13 protein-coding genes and 1 riboswitch are annotated in these 14,553 nt (G+C 70.2%); of the genes, 3 read left to right on the top strand and 10 right to left on the bottom strand.

Annotation, left to right across the window (positions count from 1 at the left end; translation table 11 throughout):
• The first annotated feature begins 57 nt into the window (after positions 1-57).
• From OVA26_RS00985 to OVA26_RS00975, 3 genes are all read left to right on the top strand, one after another.
• Positions 58-1,146 carry an enoyl-CoA hydratase/isomerase family protein gene (locus tag OVA26_RS00985; RefSeq protein WP_268102565.1) on the top strand — a complete coding sequence of 363 codons (1,089 nt, stop codon included), beginning with the start codon at positions 58-60 and terminating at the stop codon, positions 1,144-1,146.
• 129 nt (positions 1,147-1,275) lie between these two features.
• Positions 1,276-2,202, top strand: coding sequence for a DnaJ domain-containing protein (locus tag OVA26_RS00980; RefSeq protein WP_268102564.1), 927 nt, complete (start codon positions 1,276-1,278; stop codon positions 2,200-2,202).
• A 38-nt stretch (positions 2,203-2,240) separates the two neighbouring features.
• Positions 2,241-2,423, top strand: coding sequence for a DUF5302 domain-containing protein (locus OVA26_RS00975; protein WP_056224573.1), 183 nt, complete (start codon positions 2,241-2,243; stop codon positions 2,421-2,423).
• A 63-nt stretch (positions 2,424-2,486) separates the two neighbouring features.
• Here the strand turns inward: OVA26_RS00975 and OVA26_RS00970 are convergent, their stop codons facing one another.
• The 10 genes from OVA26_RS00970 to OVA26_RS00925 all read right to left on the bottom strand — a co-directional run bounded on the left by OVA26_RS00970 (position 2,487) and on the right by OVA26_RS00925 (position 14,545).
• A complete protein-coding gene (locus OVA26_RS00970; protein WP_268102563.1) occupies positions 2,487-3,923 on the bottom strand; it encodes a bifunctional hydroxymethylpyrimidine kinase/phosphomethylpyrimidine kinase in 1,437 nt (478 codons plus the stop codon).
• Positions 3,920-4,597: a thiamine phosphate synthase gene (locus tag OVA26_RS00965; RefSeq protein WP_268102561.1), complete on the bottom strand. Its 678-nt coding sequence runs from the start codon at positions 4,595-4,597 to the stop codon at positions 3,920-3,922. Before OVA26_RS00965 ends, OVA26_RS00970 begins: the two co-directional genes overlap by 4 nt.
• Entirely contained in the window at positions 4,594-5,418 is an 825-nt protein-coding gene (thiM, locus tag OVA26_RS00960; protein ID WP_268102559.1) for a hydroxyethylthiazole kinase, read from the bottom strand. Before thiM ends, OVA26_RS00965 begins: the two co-directional genes overlap by 4 nt.
• Positions 5,410-5,501: riboswitch (TPP riboswitch) on the bottom strand. Its footprint overlaps the gene before it by 9 nt.
• 279 nt (positions 5,502-5,780) lie before the next feature.
• Positions 5,781-7,052 (bottom strand): S8 family peptidase, encoded by a 1,272-nt coding sequence (locus tag OVA26_RS00955; RefSeq protein WP_268102557.1) that lies wholly within the window; start codon positions 7,050-7,052, stop codon positions 5,781-5,783.
• A gap of 290 nt (positions 7,053-7,342) precedes the next feature.
• On the bottom strand, positions 7,343-8,710 hold the full coding sequence (locus OVA26_RS00950; RefSeq protein ID WP_268102556.1) for a hypothetical protein: 1,368 nt from the start codon (positions 8,708-8,710) through the stop codon (positions 7,343-7,345).
• Entirely contained in the window at positions 8,707-10,014 is a 1,308-nt protein-coding gene (locus OVA26_RS00945; RefSeq protein ID WP_268102554.1) for a S8 family serine peptidase, read from the bottom strand. Before OVA26_RS00945 ends, OVA26_RS00950 begins: the two co-directional genes overlap by 4 nt.
• A gap of 23 nt (positions 10,015-10,037) precedes the next feature.
• Entirely contained in the window at positions 10,038-10,439 is a 402-nt protein-coding gene (locus tag OVA26_RS00940; protein WP_268102552.1) for a hypothetical protein, read from the bottom strand.
• A 323-nt stretch (positions 10,440-10,762) separates the two neighbouring features.
• The gene (locus OVA26_RS00935) at positions 10,763-12,112 is read right to left on the bottom strand and encodes an HNH endonuclease signature motif containing protein (protein WP_268102551.1); all 1,350 of its coding nucleotides are present in this window, start codon (positions 12,110-12,112) and stop codon (positions 10,763-10,765) included.
• A gap of 333 nt (positions 12,113-12,445) precedes the next feature.
• Positions 12,446-12,790: a GntR family transcriptional regulator gene (locus tag OVA26_RS00930; protein ID WP_442786046.1), complete on the bottom strand. Its 345-nt coding sequence runs from the start codon at positions 12,788-12,790 to the stop codon at positions 12,446-12,448.
• 15 nt (positions 12,791-12,805) lie between these two features.
• Complete coding sequence (locus OVA26_RS00925; protein WP_268102549.1) at positions 12,806-14,545, bottom strand: D-alanyl-D-alanine carboxypeptidase family protein; 1,740 nt, start codon at positions 14,543-14,545, stop codon at positions 12,806-12,808.
• Between the last annotated feature and the right edge of the window lie 8 nt (positions 14,546-14,553).

Raw genomic sequence — 14,553 nt, 5'->3', positions numbered from 1 at the left:
GAAAACACAGTCATCCACAGCCGAGGGCGCGGCGAACCGCCTGTGTAACGTGGCACCGTGCACGCACAGCGAACCGAAGACGTCAGCGCCGGCGACACCGCCGCAGACAGCGTCCTGGTCGGAGGCCGTGGCGGCCTCGGTCGTCTGACGCTGAATCGCCCGCGGGCCATCAACGCCCTCGACCTCGAGATGATCCGCGCCCTCCACGTGACGCTCGATCGCTGGGAGCGCGACACCGACGTCGACGTGGTGCTCCTCGACGGGGCGGGGGAGCGCGGTTTCTGCGCCGGTGGCGACGTGCGGGCGCTGCACGAGATGGTCACGGCGGGTCGGGTCGACGAGGTGCACGCCTTCTTCCGTGAGGAGTACGCGCTCGATCACCGCATCGCGATCTCGCGCAAGCCCGTCATCGCGATCGCCGACGGCGTCTGCATGGGCGGAGGGATCGGCTTGGCCGGTCACGCGGCCATCCGCATCGTGACGGAGCGCTCGAAGCTCGCCATGCCCGAGACCCGCATCGGCTTCACCCCCGACGTGGGCGGATCGTGGCTGTTGGGGCGGGCCCCCGGCCGTCTCGGCGAATACCTCGCCCTCACGGGAGGGACGATGGATGCCGCGGACGCGGTGTACGCCGGCTTCGCCGACCACATGGTGCCCACCGCGCACCTCGAGGCGCTGTACGAGGCGCTCGAGAACCGCGCCGACCCGTCGAGTCCCACCGAGCTGGTGCTGCTGTTCGACGAGACCCCGGAACGGTCGCGGCTCGAGGACGCGCGGGAGTGGGTCGATGACGCTTTCGCCGCCGAGGACGTGCCCGGCATCCTGGATCGTCTGCGCGCGCGGCCCGAGCCCGAGGCGCGCGAGACCGCCGAGCTACTGGCGTCGTCGGCGCCGACCGCGCTCGCCGTGACGCTCGAGGCCGTGCGTCGCGCTCGCGAGCTGCCCTCGCTGCGCGCTGCCCTCGCCCAGGAATACGGCCTGGTCATGTGGTTCGCGTTCACGCAACCCGACCTCGTCGAGGGGATCCGCGCCCAGGTGGTCGACAAGGATCGCTCGCCGTCGTGGTCGCCTGCGCGCCTCGAGGACCTCCCTGCCGAGCGCGTCGCCGAAGCCTTCGCGTATGCGCCGGAGCCCGCGCTCTGGTGACAGCGCTCCGGCGACGGCGCTGTGGCGATAGCGCTGTCGCGTCCGCGACCTCGCCGTCCGGGCCGCACACAGCCGCAGCGGGTTAGCCTGAGAGGCGCCGCGTCCTCGCGGCAGAACGGATGAACGCACGTGTTCGACAGTCCCATGTCGTCCTCGGCATACGAGGTGCTCCGGGTCGCGGCCGACATCGATGACGAGGGTCTGCGCCGCGCCTACCGCGTGCGTCTGCGCGAGACCCACCCCGACACCGGAGGCGACGCCGCCCTGTTCGTCCAGGTCCAGCGTGCCTGGGAGCTCGTGGGCACGCCCGAGGCGCGCAGCGCCTACGACCGGGGTCGCGGGACGACTACCGGCGAATGGGGCGGTGGGGTGCCGGCATCCGCTCCCTCCCGTCCGGCCGACACGCGGCCGCGCGCTCGATCGCACGGCCAGCCCGGCGGGTGGCGTCGCGAGCGGTATCTCGGACTCATCCGCGAGTGGGTGGGGCGCGGCGTCGACATCGCCGACCCCTATGACCCCGCTCTCGTGCGGTCGGCCCCGCCCGAGATCCGCCACATCCTCGCCGACGCGCTCGCCGAGGAAGAGACCGCCCGGCTCGTCGCGGAGTTGGGCATGGGCTACACCGTCTGGCACGACGTGTTCGCCGATCGCGACGGACGCGACCCGGAGCAGAAGCTCGATCACCTCGTCCTCGGTCCGAGCGGCCTCTACGCCCTGCTGAGCGAAGACTTCGGCGGACCCGTCGGGGTGCGCCGTGGCGAGATCACCGGCCCCAACGTGATCGGATCCCCCGTGACCGAGCTCGTGTCGCGCGCTCGCGTGATCGCGCGCGCGGCCGGTGTCCGCTTCAGCGGGGCGATGGTCGTGCTGCCCGACGACGCGGTGCTCGACGCGATCACCGAGCTCGGCAAAGTGCGGGGAACGCCCGTGGCGCTGGTCACGCGCAGTGCGCTCACGACCCTTTTGCGCAGAGGGATCACCGGGGGGCGCGAGGTCGGCGGCACCGAGCTGTTCGACATCCGCACGCGTCTGCAGCAGCGCGTGCGGCACGTCTGACTCGCGACACCCGCCGCGGACATGCCTAGGGTGGAGGCATGAGTACCGACGAGACCGCGGGTGCCTCGGCATCCGACGACATGAAGCGCAAGTTCAAGGAAGCGCTCGAGAAGAAGAACGGTCAGCACCGTTCGGGTCAGGCGCACCTCGACGGCCACTCCGCCGTGCAGGGAACGCACGGGGCGGTCACCAAGCGGGAGTTCCGTCGCAAGAGCGGCTGAGCCTCTCGGCCGACGTCACTGAGGTGCCGGGGATCACGTCTCGTGCGCGAGACCCCCGGCACCTCACGCGCGTGTCAGGGGCGCGTCGAAGAACGCCAGCTCCAGCGCCATGGATCGGTCGTACGCCGTCGCCATCTCACGGCGGGTGGCGGGGGATGCCGCCCGCGCGGCGGCATCCGCGATCCTCTCGGCCTCGGCAGACGACGCGGCGAACGTCTCGTCGCCATAGGCCGTGAGCCAGTCGGCGTAGGGGTGGGTGGGGCCGAAGGTGCCTCTCCAGCGGGCCCCGATGTCGGTGTAGAGCACGTAGCACGGCAGGATCGCCGCGACCAGGACCGCGTACGACCCGCCGGCTGCGGCGGCGTGCAGGTGGTCGGTGTACGCCCAGGTCGTCGGGGCGGGTTCGAGGCCCGTCGGGTCAACGTGCGACTGATGCAATGTCGCCTCCTCGGCGAGGCAGGCCACCGAGCCCGCGGCCCAGAACCGCTGTTCTTCGGCCGTGGGGGCCAGGGCGGCGGCGCGTGCGAGCACGCGGGCGTACTCGCGCAGGTACAGCAGGTCCTGGCCGAGGTACCAGGCGAAGGCGTCGCGGTCGAGATCTCCGGATGCCAGCCCCCGGACGAACCCGCACTCGTCGACCTCTGCGCGGATGGAGACGGTGGCATCCCACCGCTCGTTGCTCCACGATCGGCCGAGGTCGATGTGCGGGCGCAGTTCGTGCAGGTGGTCGATGGGGCCGTTGCCTCGACCGACGTGCAGGGCTTCGGCGTGCTCCAGGGCTCCCGTGAGCCAGCGCTTCGCGCGGGTGAGGGCGTCGGGCCAGGGCAGGCCGTGCGCGGCGAGGGTCGCCATGGCCGATGACAGCGAGCAGCCGGTGCCGTGGGTGTGCGGGGTGTCGACACGGCGGCCCGGAACCTCGTGCACACCGGTGGCGTCGACGATGGCATCCGGGCACTGTCGGCCGTCCAGGTGCCCGCCCTTGAGGAGGACCGCGGTGTCGGCCGTTGCGGCGAGCTGTTCGGCCTGGGCGACCGCGGCGTCCCATGTCATCGCGACGGGTTCGCGCACCAGTACCGCGAGTTCGGGGAGGTTGGGGGTGACGAGGTCGGCGCGGCGGCAGAGTGCGCGCACGGCGTCTTCGGCGTCCGCCTCGAGAAGGCGGTCACCGCTGGTGGCGACCATGACGGGGTCGAGGACGACGATCGGCGGTCGCGTGGCGGTGAGCCACTGGTCGACGGTGGCGATGACGTCGGTCGAGCCGAGCATGCCGATCTTCACCGCGTCGATGTCGACGTCGTCGCTGACCGCGCGCAGCTGCTCCTCGAGGAAGGCCGTCGGCGGTACGTGGACGCTGCGGACCCCGCGGGTGTTCTGGGCGACCAGGGCCGTGACCGCGGCCATTCCGTAGCCGCCGAACGCGGCGATCGACTTCAGGTCGGCCTGAATGCCCGCCCCGCCGGTCGGATCGGTGCCGGCGATGCTCAGGACGCGGGGGATCACGCTCCGCCCTCCCACGCCGCGCGCAGGTGCCGAACGATCTCGTTCGGGTCATCGGCCTCGCTCACCAGAGAGACGACGGCGACTCCCGCGGCACCGGCGCGGCGGAGGGCGGTGACGTCGTCGAGGCCGATCCCCCCGATCGCGACGCACGGGAGGGGAGTGGATGCCGCGAGCTCGCCGAACCCGTCGATGCCGAGCGGTCGCGGGTGGTCGGGTTTCGTCGAGGTGGCGCGGATGACGCCGACGCCGAGATAGTCGACCGTGTCCGTGGGCAGCGCCTTCGCCGCGGTGAGGTGCGCCGGGGTGTTCGCCGTCCATCCGATGAGGGCGTCGGGTCCGAGCAGTGCGCGCGCCGCGTCGACGGGCAGGTCGCTCTGACCGAGATGGACGCCGTCGACGCGAGCGCGGTTTCCGGTGGGACCGACCGGTGCGCCCAGGCGTTCGCGCGCGGCGAGGACGATGTCGAGGCGATCGTCGACGACGAACGTGCAACGTCCCGCGATGACGTCGGCGAGGTCGAGGGTGCGGGCGAACAGTTCTGCGCCGCTCGCGACCTTGTCGCGCAGTTGCACCACGCTCACGCCCGCGGTGACGGCCTCGTCGACGAGGTCGCGCAGGCGCGCGAACGGCACGCGGTGATCGGTGACGAGGTGCAGGGACAGGTCGGCGGTCATCGTGCGACCTCGGTGTCGATGCGGACGCGTCCGTCGAGGTCGGCGGGCTGGATCGCGGCCAGTTCGTCGAGGAACGCCACCGCGAACGACCCCGGCCCTCGTGTTCGGGATGCCGCCCGCTCCGAGGCCACGGCCCAGATCGCGCTGGCGGCGCTCGCCGCATCGAACGCGGGGGCGACGGCGAGGAGGCTCGCCATCGCGGCCCCGAGCGCGCAGCCGCCGCCGGTGACCGTGGTCAGCAGGGCGCTGCCGCCGGTCACGCGCGCCGTGCGGGTGGCATCCACGATGAGGTCGGTCTCTCCCGAGACGGCGACGGTGCCGCCGGTGCGGATCGCGAGGGAGCGGGCGGCGTCGAGGGCGTCTTCGGCGGAGTCGGTGGCGTCGACCCCGCGGCCGCCAGCGCCGGCTCCCGCGAGGGCGAGGATCTCGGACGCGTTCCCGCGGATGATCGCCGGTCGGTGTTCGAGGAGCTCGTGTGCGAGGGCGGTGCGCACGGGCAGGGCGCCGACGGCGACCGGGTCGAGGACCCAGGGGGTTCCCGCGGTGACGGCCTCGCGGGCGGCATCCCTCTGCTCGCTCGTGGGGGTGCCGAGGTTGACGAGCACCCCGCCCGAGATTCCGGCGAACATCCCGGCCTCTCCGGGGATGTCGCACATCGCGGGTGCCGCGCCGAGGGCGAGCAGTGCGTTTGCGGTGAAGTTCGTCACCACCGCGTTCGTGATGCACTGCGTCAGCGGGGCGGCCTCGCGCAGAGCGTCGAGGGCTGCTGCGGCGGTGCTGGTTGTGAGGGTGGACGGAGACGACGACGTGCGAACGACCATTCGCGACATCCCTTCGCTAGTACGAACTAGATCAGGTTCGACGGGTGTGTTCTCAGCCCTGGCGGGCACCCCGTGTCACTGTCTGGCACGCTAGCAGGTCGTCGGCCTCCGGATGCCGCGCTCCGGACGCCGCGCCTCAGTCGTCGCGCGAGCCCGCGGCGGCGTTCTCGGAGCGGGGGCCGGTCTCTTCGTCGTCTTCGAGGGATTTGGTGCAGGGGGAGTGGGGAAGCCGTCGGGGGCCATACGGCACGGCACGGAGGAAGCGTCGTCGCTCCCGCAGCGTGGCAACCCTTTCCGCCAGGTCTGCAGACGCCGAAACGCCGAACGGCTCGCCGTCATCGCCCAGGTTCGTCAGAGCCTCCTCATACTGAGCGGTCGCCGGCTCCCTTTCGACGGTTTTTCCGAGATACGAGGAAAATGACGACCGCGACGATCACCACTACCGTCACCACGATGCCGAAGACGATGCCGATGATGGTCGGGAGAAGGTTCGACGACGGCGTCACCTGCGGTGCATCGTGTCCCCCGTCACGAGGTCGGGGGAGTTCCGACGAGCTGGCCGTCGGTGTTTCGGGCGGGGGGAAGCTTGACCCGCGCGCTGCAGCGGCCTGAATCTGCTCATCGGTCGGCTTATTCCGGCCGTCGCTGAGCAGGAGGTTTTCGTCTGGATAGCTGGTGGGGTCCGTGGCGAGAAGTCGCGCGGGCCAAGCGAGCCCGTAGCCGAAACCGCTCGCCGCGTCATTCTCGAGGTCGTGCGCCTTCGTCCCGGTGTTCCGAATGAGCCCCTGGACCAATTGCGCGGGAGTGGCGGCCGGATATCGCTCTTTCGCCAGCGCCAGCATTCCCGCGACGATCGGAGCGGCGAACGAGGAACCGGATGCCACACCACCCGTTCCCCACCCACTCTCCTCACTGCCGACGGTACCGAGGTGTAGGCCTGGCGCGACCACCGTGGTTCCCTGGAAGGCGAATGGAGCCCCATTCGAAGACGGGAGCTGACCCTTGTCGTCTATGGCCGAGGCGACGACGACGCCTCGATACTCGCGCAACCCCGTCGAGGATTTTGTCTCGGGATTCGGTCCCGAACCGACCAGGATTACGCCTTTCGCGATCGCGTTGGCGATGACATCTGAGTCGAATGATGATGTTCCGCCCGCGATGGAACTGACGACGACGTCGGCGCCGTCCTCAATGGCGCGTTGCACCCCCAACCCCATTTGGGTGAGTCCGCCCTCGTATTCGGCTGGGGTGCATTCATCGGAAGCGGTCGTGGTGCCAAAGCTGTAGAACTTGACGTCGGCATCCGGTGCCATCCCGCGAATCCCGTCGGGGCCTGTTCCGCTCCCGATGATCTGAGCGACGACTGTCGTGCCGTGTATGGCGTCCCCCGTGGGCTCGGTCGTCGTCGGTGACGACGATTCAGCGCACAGCGGCCGCGAGTCGACGGCGAGGCGGCGACCTTCGAAGACCGGGAGCTCGGGATTTATATTGGCGTCGATGACAGCGATTTTCACGCCCGCACCGGTCCAGCCTTCGCTGTGGATGGTCGTCATTCCGTAGGCGTCGTACCACCAGTTGTCGTCGGGGGCGGCATCCGCAGCGAACGCAGGGATCAGGATGAGAGCTGTCGACATCGCAGCGGCGGTGACGCAGCGGACCCTCCAATTTCGCAACGGTGTTTCTGGAATCACGCGCCGAACCCCGAACGGGCATCTGACGCGGAAGCGCCGGGTGTCGGCGACGTCGCGGAGAGGCCGGTTCGTGGCAAGTCCGTAGATCCGATGGACGGCTGGCTCCCGATGTCGTCGATCAATGCTGTCCTCCCCTGCGCTTCGCTGTTGCTGACCTGGTCCTGATTTCGAAACATCTATATGGCCCATGTGAGCGCGTCGCATTGTGCAGGGCGGGCTCCGGATGCCGCGCCTCAGTCGTCGCGCGAGCCCGCGGCGGCGTTCTCTGAACGGGGACCGGTCTCTTCATCGTCTTCGAGGCGAGGGGCGATGGGGCCGCCGAGGCCGCGTCGCTCGTCGCGGCGATCGGAGCGTGAGCCCGAGCCCATACCTCCGGCGCCCCGGCTGCCGGCGGCGCCGGCCGCGCCGCCGCCCGCCGTGCTGCCCCCGACTCCACCGGTGGTGGCCGGCGTCCCGGCTCCACGGCTTCCGGCCACGGCGGTGTTCGCGCCGGTTCCGGATGCGCCCGTGCCGCCTGCGCCGCCGCCCAGGGAGCCGGTGCCCGAGCGTCCGCCGAGCCCGGTGCCGGTGGCCGAGGCTCCGCTCTTGCCGAGGAGTCCTCCGCTCCCGCTAATGGGGCGTCCGGCGGCCGCGGTGCTCGAACCCGCCCCCGAGCTCAACCGGCTGAGGGCCGCTGCGCCACCGCCCCCTGCGATCAGTCCGGCCGAGAGGCCCGAGCCGAGGCCCGCCCTGCCCCCGGAGATCCCACCTGGGAAGGGGCCCCCGATCAAGCCGGGGCCGGAGACATGTCCGGGGAGGGTGCCGATGCCCGAGATCGAGCCGTCCGGCGTCGGCGGGGTGTAATGCGGGGGAACCTGTCCGAGGTCGATGCCGGGGCCGCGCGGGGTACCGGGAGAAGGGAGGAGATGCTCAGGCGGTGAGACGGGGACCTCAACTCCATCGGAAGGCGCGGGGCCACGAGGGACAGGGAAACTTGCATCTCCACCTCGGTTGCCGCCGCCGAATGGCCGTTCCCCCGGATTATTCGCGCCCGGATCGGCCGCGTCGTCTTCTAGCTCAACCGCCCGCCCGCCGTCACCGGAGAGCGCGGCCGGAGGCGGCGTCGGAGGGGACATTCCGTTCAGGGTTTGGCTGATGGTGGTGAAGTCACCCTCTGCCTGTTGTTCGCGCTGTTGCGCGAGATAGGCGTTGAACGCCTGTACAGCTCCCTCTCCAGCCAGCAGCGAGATAGGTCCGAGGAATAGCGTCGTCCCCACCGCCGCCGAACGGACGACAGTCTCTTGACCTCCCGACAGGCTCCCCGCGGGTAAGGCCGAGAGCTTTTCCCTGGCCGCGTCCCGTTGGCCATTCGCGAGGCGGAGGGCTTCGTCGAGAGACCCCTCCAGATACGCGATCTGCTGTCCGATTGTCTCCGCCGCCGCGGCGAACTTCGCTTTCGCCGCCTCGGCGGCCTCGCCTTCGATACCCGGAAGCTGCACTGCGCCCGAGACAACCTTCCTGAGGGAGCTCAACTTTTCAACAAGATCTCGAGTCGCGGGCACGTCGAATGGCGCTCCACCTTCGGCGAGATTGATCAACGCTTGCTCGTACCGACCGGTCACGGCTGCTCAACTTTCTCTGGCGGGTCCGGCAAAACACGTCTGGGCCGACTCCTTCGAATCACGATGATGGCCGTTATCGCTCCGGCTGCGATGACTACCAAGCCGAGCCCTACCAAGACGAAGACCAGCGTGATATCAGGCACTGCCTGAGTGCTCGTCGGGCTGTCATCAGACCGAGGATTAACCTCTGCCGGGGATGTTGTGGATGGTTCTGCCACCGGAGGATACGCGGAGCCCCGGGCCGCGGCGTCTGCGATCTGCACGGCGGTCGGAGCCGCTTCGACTCGTCCGACCAAAAGATTGTCGTCGGGGTATGTCGTGGCGTCGACTTGAACGATGTTGGCTGGCCACACCAAACCGAAGCCAAAACCACTGGCCCGGTCATCCGACAATTCATGCGGTTCCCTGCCCGTATTCCGGAGCAGCGCCTGCACCAGCTGATTGGACGTGGCATTAGGCGAGCGCTGCTCTGCCAGGGCTAGAGTTCCAGCGACGAGAGGCGCCGAGAAGGATGATCCCGAGCCTCTTCCCGCGCTGTCCCAGCCGCCGCTGGAGGTACCCACTGTGGTGAGGCCCACCCCGGGGGCGACCACGGTGGTACGCGGATAGGCCAGCGAGCGACCGTCGTCGTAGGTGTTCAGTCGGCCCGCCTCGTCGACCGCAGATGCGACGATCACGCCTTGATATTCGCGGATTCCGGCGAGGTCTCGTGTGGTGGGATTGGGGCCCGAAGCGATCACGATGACGCCCTTGGCGATGGCGTTCGCGATGACGTCCGAGTCTCCGGGCTCCTTCCCCCCGGCGACCGAAGTCGTGATGATGTCGGCGCCATCGTCCAGGGCACGCTGTACGCCGAGTGCGACTGCGGTGAGTTGATCTCCGTACTCGGCGGCCGTGCAGGGCTCATCGTCCGTCTGAGTTCCGAGGCTGTAGAACGTCACCTCGGCGTCGGGCGCAATTCCGCGGATACTGCCGGGTCCTTGTCCACTACCAATGATCTGCGCCACCACGGTCGCGCCGTGTCCGGCGCCCACAGTGCGTTGTGTCGTGGTCGGTGCGGAAACTTCCGCGCAGAGTGGACGAGGGTCGACCTTCAGATTGCGACCCGCGAAGACGGGGAGATCGGGGTTGATATTGCTGTCTATCACGGCGATCTTCACGTCGGCGCCCGTCCACCCTTCGGCATGGATGGCGGCCACACCGTACGCGTCGTACCACCAGTCACCGGTAGTCGTGGCGCTCGCAGGCTCGGTGGGAGCCGTGACGAGGACCATCGCCATTGCGGCGGCGCCGAGGCCCGCCATCAGGCGAGTTCTCCAGCGGGGCCTCATCCGCCGAATCCTGACCTTGCGGCAGCGGCATCGCCGGATGAAGTGGACGTTTGTGTCGAGGGGACCGCCGGAGTCGTCCCGTTAGCGATGTCGTCGATGAGCGCAGCCGCGCTTTGAGCTTCATTGGCGCTGATCTGGTCGCGCTCGCGGAGCAGGGCGACAGCTTGTGCGAGCGCGTCGGCATTACGCAGGGCGAACTCGCGGACTTCCTGCACCCGTGCCGCGATCTCGGCGGCAACGCCCTCGAGCTTCTTCGTGTAGGCCTCGGGAGCGTCCTCTTCGCGGTTGCCGTGGACGACGGTGATCGCGGCGTCGTCGGGCAGCTCGTCGCTCGCTCGGCGGATGCGCGAGACGTGGTAGTCGCCCACTCCGTCTTCGACGCGGATCATTCCGAACATGTCCAGGTTCCTTTCGCGCGGCACGAACGGGGATCCTGACGGTCGCTGTGAGCGTCGCCCCCCGGTTTCGCTTGCGAGTCAATGATGGCGCATTCCCCGAGTCGACCACGCCTGTTATCCACAGCAGCCGCCCCTCCTCCCGCGCGCCATCGGATCACTGCTCAAGCCGCACCCCGGAACAGGGGCTCGTTGTGGCCTGCAGCGGGCGGAGCATGCCTCATCGGCGGGCAACCGCAGTCCTGCCACGAAAACCCCGCCGAACGAGCCCAGCGTGAAGCGCCCACGCGCGCACAAGGACACATCCCGGGGGAACAGGCCGCGCGTCAAAACGGCGGGGGTGTGCCGTCGTCGTCGGGGTCGGGTGGGGGTGGGTCGTCGGGGAGGAAGCGGACGGCGGGGGAGTAGGGGAGGGGTTCGTCGGTGTAGGTGCGGCCCGTGGGGCTGGTCCATTGGAGGATTCCGCCGGGGAGTTGTTTCACGCTCCAGCGGGTGAACTGCTTCTGGGTGTGGTGGCGTTGGCAGAGGTGGGCGAGGTTTGCGACGTGGGTGGGGCCGCCGAGGGCGTGGTCGCGGGTGTGGTCGACTTCGCAGCGGATGGCGGGGACGGTGCACCCGGGCCAACGGCAGCGGCGGTCGCGAGCGCGGAGGTAGCGGTCGATGGCGGTGGTGCGGTGGTAGGTGTCGGTGTGGAGGACGGCACCGGTGATGGGGTGGGTGATGACGCGGTCCCAGGGGAGGGTGGTGGCTTCGGCGAGGCTGCGGGCGGTGGCGGCGTCGAGGGGGCCGTGCCCGATGAGGTCGGCGGGGTCGTGATGCTCGGCGGTGGGGTCGAGGATCGTGAGGGCCGGGACGACGACCTGGACGCGGGCGCGGATGGCTCCGAGGGCTCCGGGACCGTCGTCGGTGCGGGTGGGGTCGGCTTCGGGGGCTGCGGTGAGGAGCAGGTCGGTGAGGATGTCGGCGCGCAGCTGCGCGGTGGTGCGTTCGTCGCTGGCTGCCTGCGGGTCGTCGAGGCGGGCGTCGATAAGGGCTCTGGCTTGAAGGGTGAGGCGGTCGTGAATTCCGATGGCGAGGACGGTGGGGAGGGTGGCGACGAGGTCCGACAGTCCGTCGGGGCCGGTCACGATCCTCACGCATCGGGTGTCGCGGCCGCGGTGGTGGCGCTCGGTGAGGGTGGTGGGGTGCAGGCGTTCGGCGAGGGCCGCGAGGCGTGAGCGGAGGCGCCCGGGGCTGAGGCCTTCTGCGGTGCTCACCGCGAGGGCGTCGAACTGTTCCCGCACCTCGACGGGGAGGGGTGAGCCGACATCGAGGATGGTGTTCACGTGGGTGCGGGTCAGAGCACCGGCCTCCCACGCCGACAACGTGTCGGGGTAGTCGTCGACGAGGGTCATCGCCCGGGTGATCTGGGTCTGCACGGTGCGGTCGGAGAGGTTCTCGGCCGCGGCGATCTCGGATGCCACCTCGCGCAGGGCGAGCTCGGCGGCGCGGGAGGACGCGCACTGTCCCGCCATGACGTCGAGGGCGAGGTGGCCGGCCTCGGCGAGGGCGAGGGCGCGGGCGCGGGCAGCGTCGGCTTCCGCGAGAGCGATGCTGGCGCGGCGGACCTCGTCGACGAGCGCCGACAGAACGCGGGGTCCGTCGGTGGGGTTCGTCGGGGAGGAGCCATCGTGCATGTGTGCATGCTAGCGGCGACCTCCGACATTGCGGCGGGGAGAAAACCCCAGGTCGGGATAAGTTACCGCGGAGTAGTCCTGTGGAGGAGCGAGGGTCCCGCGCAACCGTTTGGGAGTGAGAGGCGACGGGGCAGGAGCAGCCGTGACCGGTGGCTTCGAACGTCTCAGCCGCCTTGCGCGCAAGCGGGGGTGATGCCCGCTTGACCGGCGGCTTCGACGGGCTTAGCCGCCGCGCGGGAGCTGCCCGCGGCATCGACGTGTTCGCCGCCTCGCGCGGAAGCGGGCGGCGACTCTGTCCCCGACCACCGGCGAAACGCCAGCGAGCCGCAGCACTCATTTATCGCGCAGCGCCGCCCGCACGAACTCGACCGCATCGTCCGCGGAAACCCCGAGGCGGCGCACAGCCTCGACATATGTGCGCGCCGCACCCGCGGCGCGAGCGGATGCCGCATCGGCCCCCTTCACGAACGTGCCGGCACGGCCGCGCGTCTCGACGTAGCCCGCCTCCTCGAGTTCCTTGTAGGCGCGCGCGACGGTGTTCGCGGCGAGACCGAGCTCGGTCGCCAGAGCCCGAACGGGCGGCAGCCGCGTCCCCGCGACGAGCTCGCCGGCGTCGATCTGCGCGATGACCTGCGTCCGCACCTGCTCGAACGGCGGCACCGACGAAGTGGCATCCACGGAGAGATCCATCGCTCAGTCGTTCAGGCCGAAGAGGTCGAGAGGGTGAGTGAGGCGCCACCACGGGCTCGGCGGGTCGATCTCGCCGGTGAGCTTCACATCGACCGTGTCGGCGTCGACGGGACCGGTCGCGGTCAGCGTCCCCACGGTCGAGCCCGCCGTGGTGGTGTCGCCGAGGCTGAAGGACGTGGAGGTCTGCGCCGCGCCGCCGTTCCACAGCACGACCGTGGCTTCGGACGCGGTCACGAGATCGATGTCGGGACCCCACAGCGTCTCGGCCTTGCCGACCAGCGTCCCGGCGGGCACCGAGGGCTTCGGCTGCAGTTCCTGCTCGATGCGGGCGAAGAGGTCGCGCGCGGCCTGGTTGCGGCTGTCGGGCCCGGGCTGACCGAGCACGGCGGCGTACGCGCGCACGGTGGCGGTTCCGACGGTGATGTCTTTCGCGGTGAGCAGGTTCCAGGCATCGAGCGTGCCCGTCTTCACCCCGACCACTCCGGGGTCGGTCAGCAGAGCGTTGCCGTTCTTGAACGTGCCAGCCCCGGGCAGGGTCAACTCGGGGGTACGCACGATCTCGGCGATCACGGGATTGGCGAGCGCCCGCTCGGCGAGGGCGATGAGGGCGGAGGGAGTCGCGGTGTTGCCGGCTTCGATCCCGGTGGGGTTGACGATCGTGATGCCCTCGATGCCCCGTTCGGCGAGGTACTGGGTCGCGGCGGCCGAGAATTCGGCATCCGTTCCGAAGAGATCCGTCGACAGACGCTGCGCGTAGTTGTTGGCGGAGGCGATGAGCATGCCCTGCAGCATCTGCAGTTGGGTGAGGCTGCCGCCGGCGGGAACGTCGAGCGAGGATTCGCCCCGGGCCCGGTACTGCCAGTAATCGGCGCTGTCGGCCTGCGTGAAGCTGTAGCTTTTGCCCTGTTCTCCCGGGGCGAGGGGCAGCCGGTCGAGAACCACGAGCGCCGTGACGATCTTGGTGATGCTCGCGATCGACTCGGGAGCGCTGGCCGACGACGACAGGGTGTCGGGGACGCCGTCGATCGCGATCGCCGCTTCGCCCTCGGCGGGCCACGCCGGAACCGCCGCCGCGGCGGCGATCGGCTGCACGGCCACGGGGCGGGTCGTCGGCATGACGGCGTTCAACGGCCACAGCAGCGTCGTCGCGGCGTACGCGGCGATGATCAGCACGAAAAGAAGCGTGGGGATGACCGTGCCGGGGCGAAGGATCGGCCGACGGGCGCCGGCGAGCAGGTCCGCGGAGCGGGACGTGGCACCCGAGACGACGAAAGCGGGGGCCGGGCGCGGAGTGCTCGCATCGTCGGGATCGACCCACAGCAGTGCGCCGAGCGCGACCGGAAGAGGAGTGGCGGGAGCAGATGGCTCGCCCGTCACGGCGGGGGCGTCTCGGGAGGGGGAGTCGGATGCCGCGGGCTCGGTGGCCGCGGCGGATGCGCTGCCGGAGACCGAGGCCGAAGCCGTGACGGCGGGCGCACCGCCGAAGGGGGAGTCGGATGCCGCGGGCTCCGACGCCGCAGCGGGTGCCCCGCCCGTGAGGGAGTCGTTCGCCGCGGGGGTGGACGCGTCATGCGCCGCCAGCTCGGAGCGGACAGCCGGGGACGTGGCATCCGGAACCGAGAGGGCCGGGCCCAGGTCGTCCGTCGTGGACAGGGCGGGTCCGAAGTCGCCGGAGGCCGCCGCGCGGGGAGAAGAGTCCTGTGTACGCAGCGCACGCCGTGAGGCCGGAGTCTGCTCGTGCACCCGCCCAC

It is taken from the genome of Microbacterium sp. SL62, from assembly GCF_026672635.1.
GTDB lineage: Bacteria > Actinomycetota > Actinomycetes > Actinomycetales > Microbacteriaceae > Microbacterium > Microbacterium testaceum_A.
The sequence above is the reverse complement of the archived record's forward strand: the minus strand, read 5'-3'. Positions and strand labels throughout refer to the sequence as shown.

Coding starts and splice junctions, on each gene's coding strand:
- OVA26_RS00975 (WP_056224573.1), top strand. CDS start 2,241: ATGAGTACCGACGAGACCGCGGGTGCCTCGGCATCCGACGACATGAAG.
- OVA26_RS00965 (WP_268102561.1), bottom strand. CDS start 4,597: ATGACCGCCGACCTGTCCCTGCACCTCGTCACCGATCACCGCGTGCCG.
- thiM (WP_268102559.1), bottom strand. CDS start 5,418: ATGGTCGTTCGCACGTCGTCGTCTCCGTCCACCCTCACAACCAGCACC.
- OVA26_RS00955 (WP_268102557.1), bottom strand. CDS start 7,052: ATGTCGACAGCTCTCATCCTGATCCCTGCGTTCGCTGCGGATGCCGCC.
- OVA26_RS00945 (WP_268102554.1), bottom strand. CDS start 10,014: ATGGCGGGCCTCGGCGCCGCCGCAATGGCGATGGTCCTCGTCACGGCT.
- OVA26_RS00940 (WP_268102552.1), bottom strand. CDS start 10,439: ATGTTCGGAATGATCCGCGTCGAAGACGGAGTGGGCGACTACCACGTC.
- OVA26_RS00935 (WP_268102551.1), bottom strand. CDS start 12,112: ATGCACGATGGCTCCTCCCCGACGAACCCCACCGACGGACCCCGCGTT.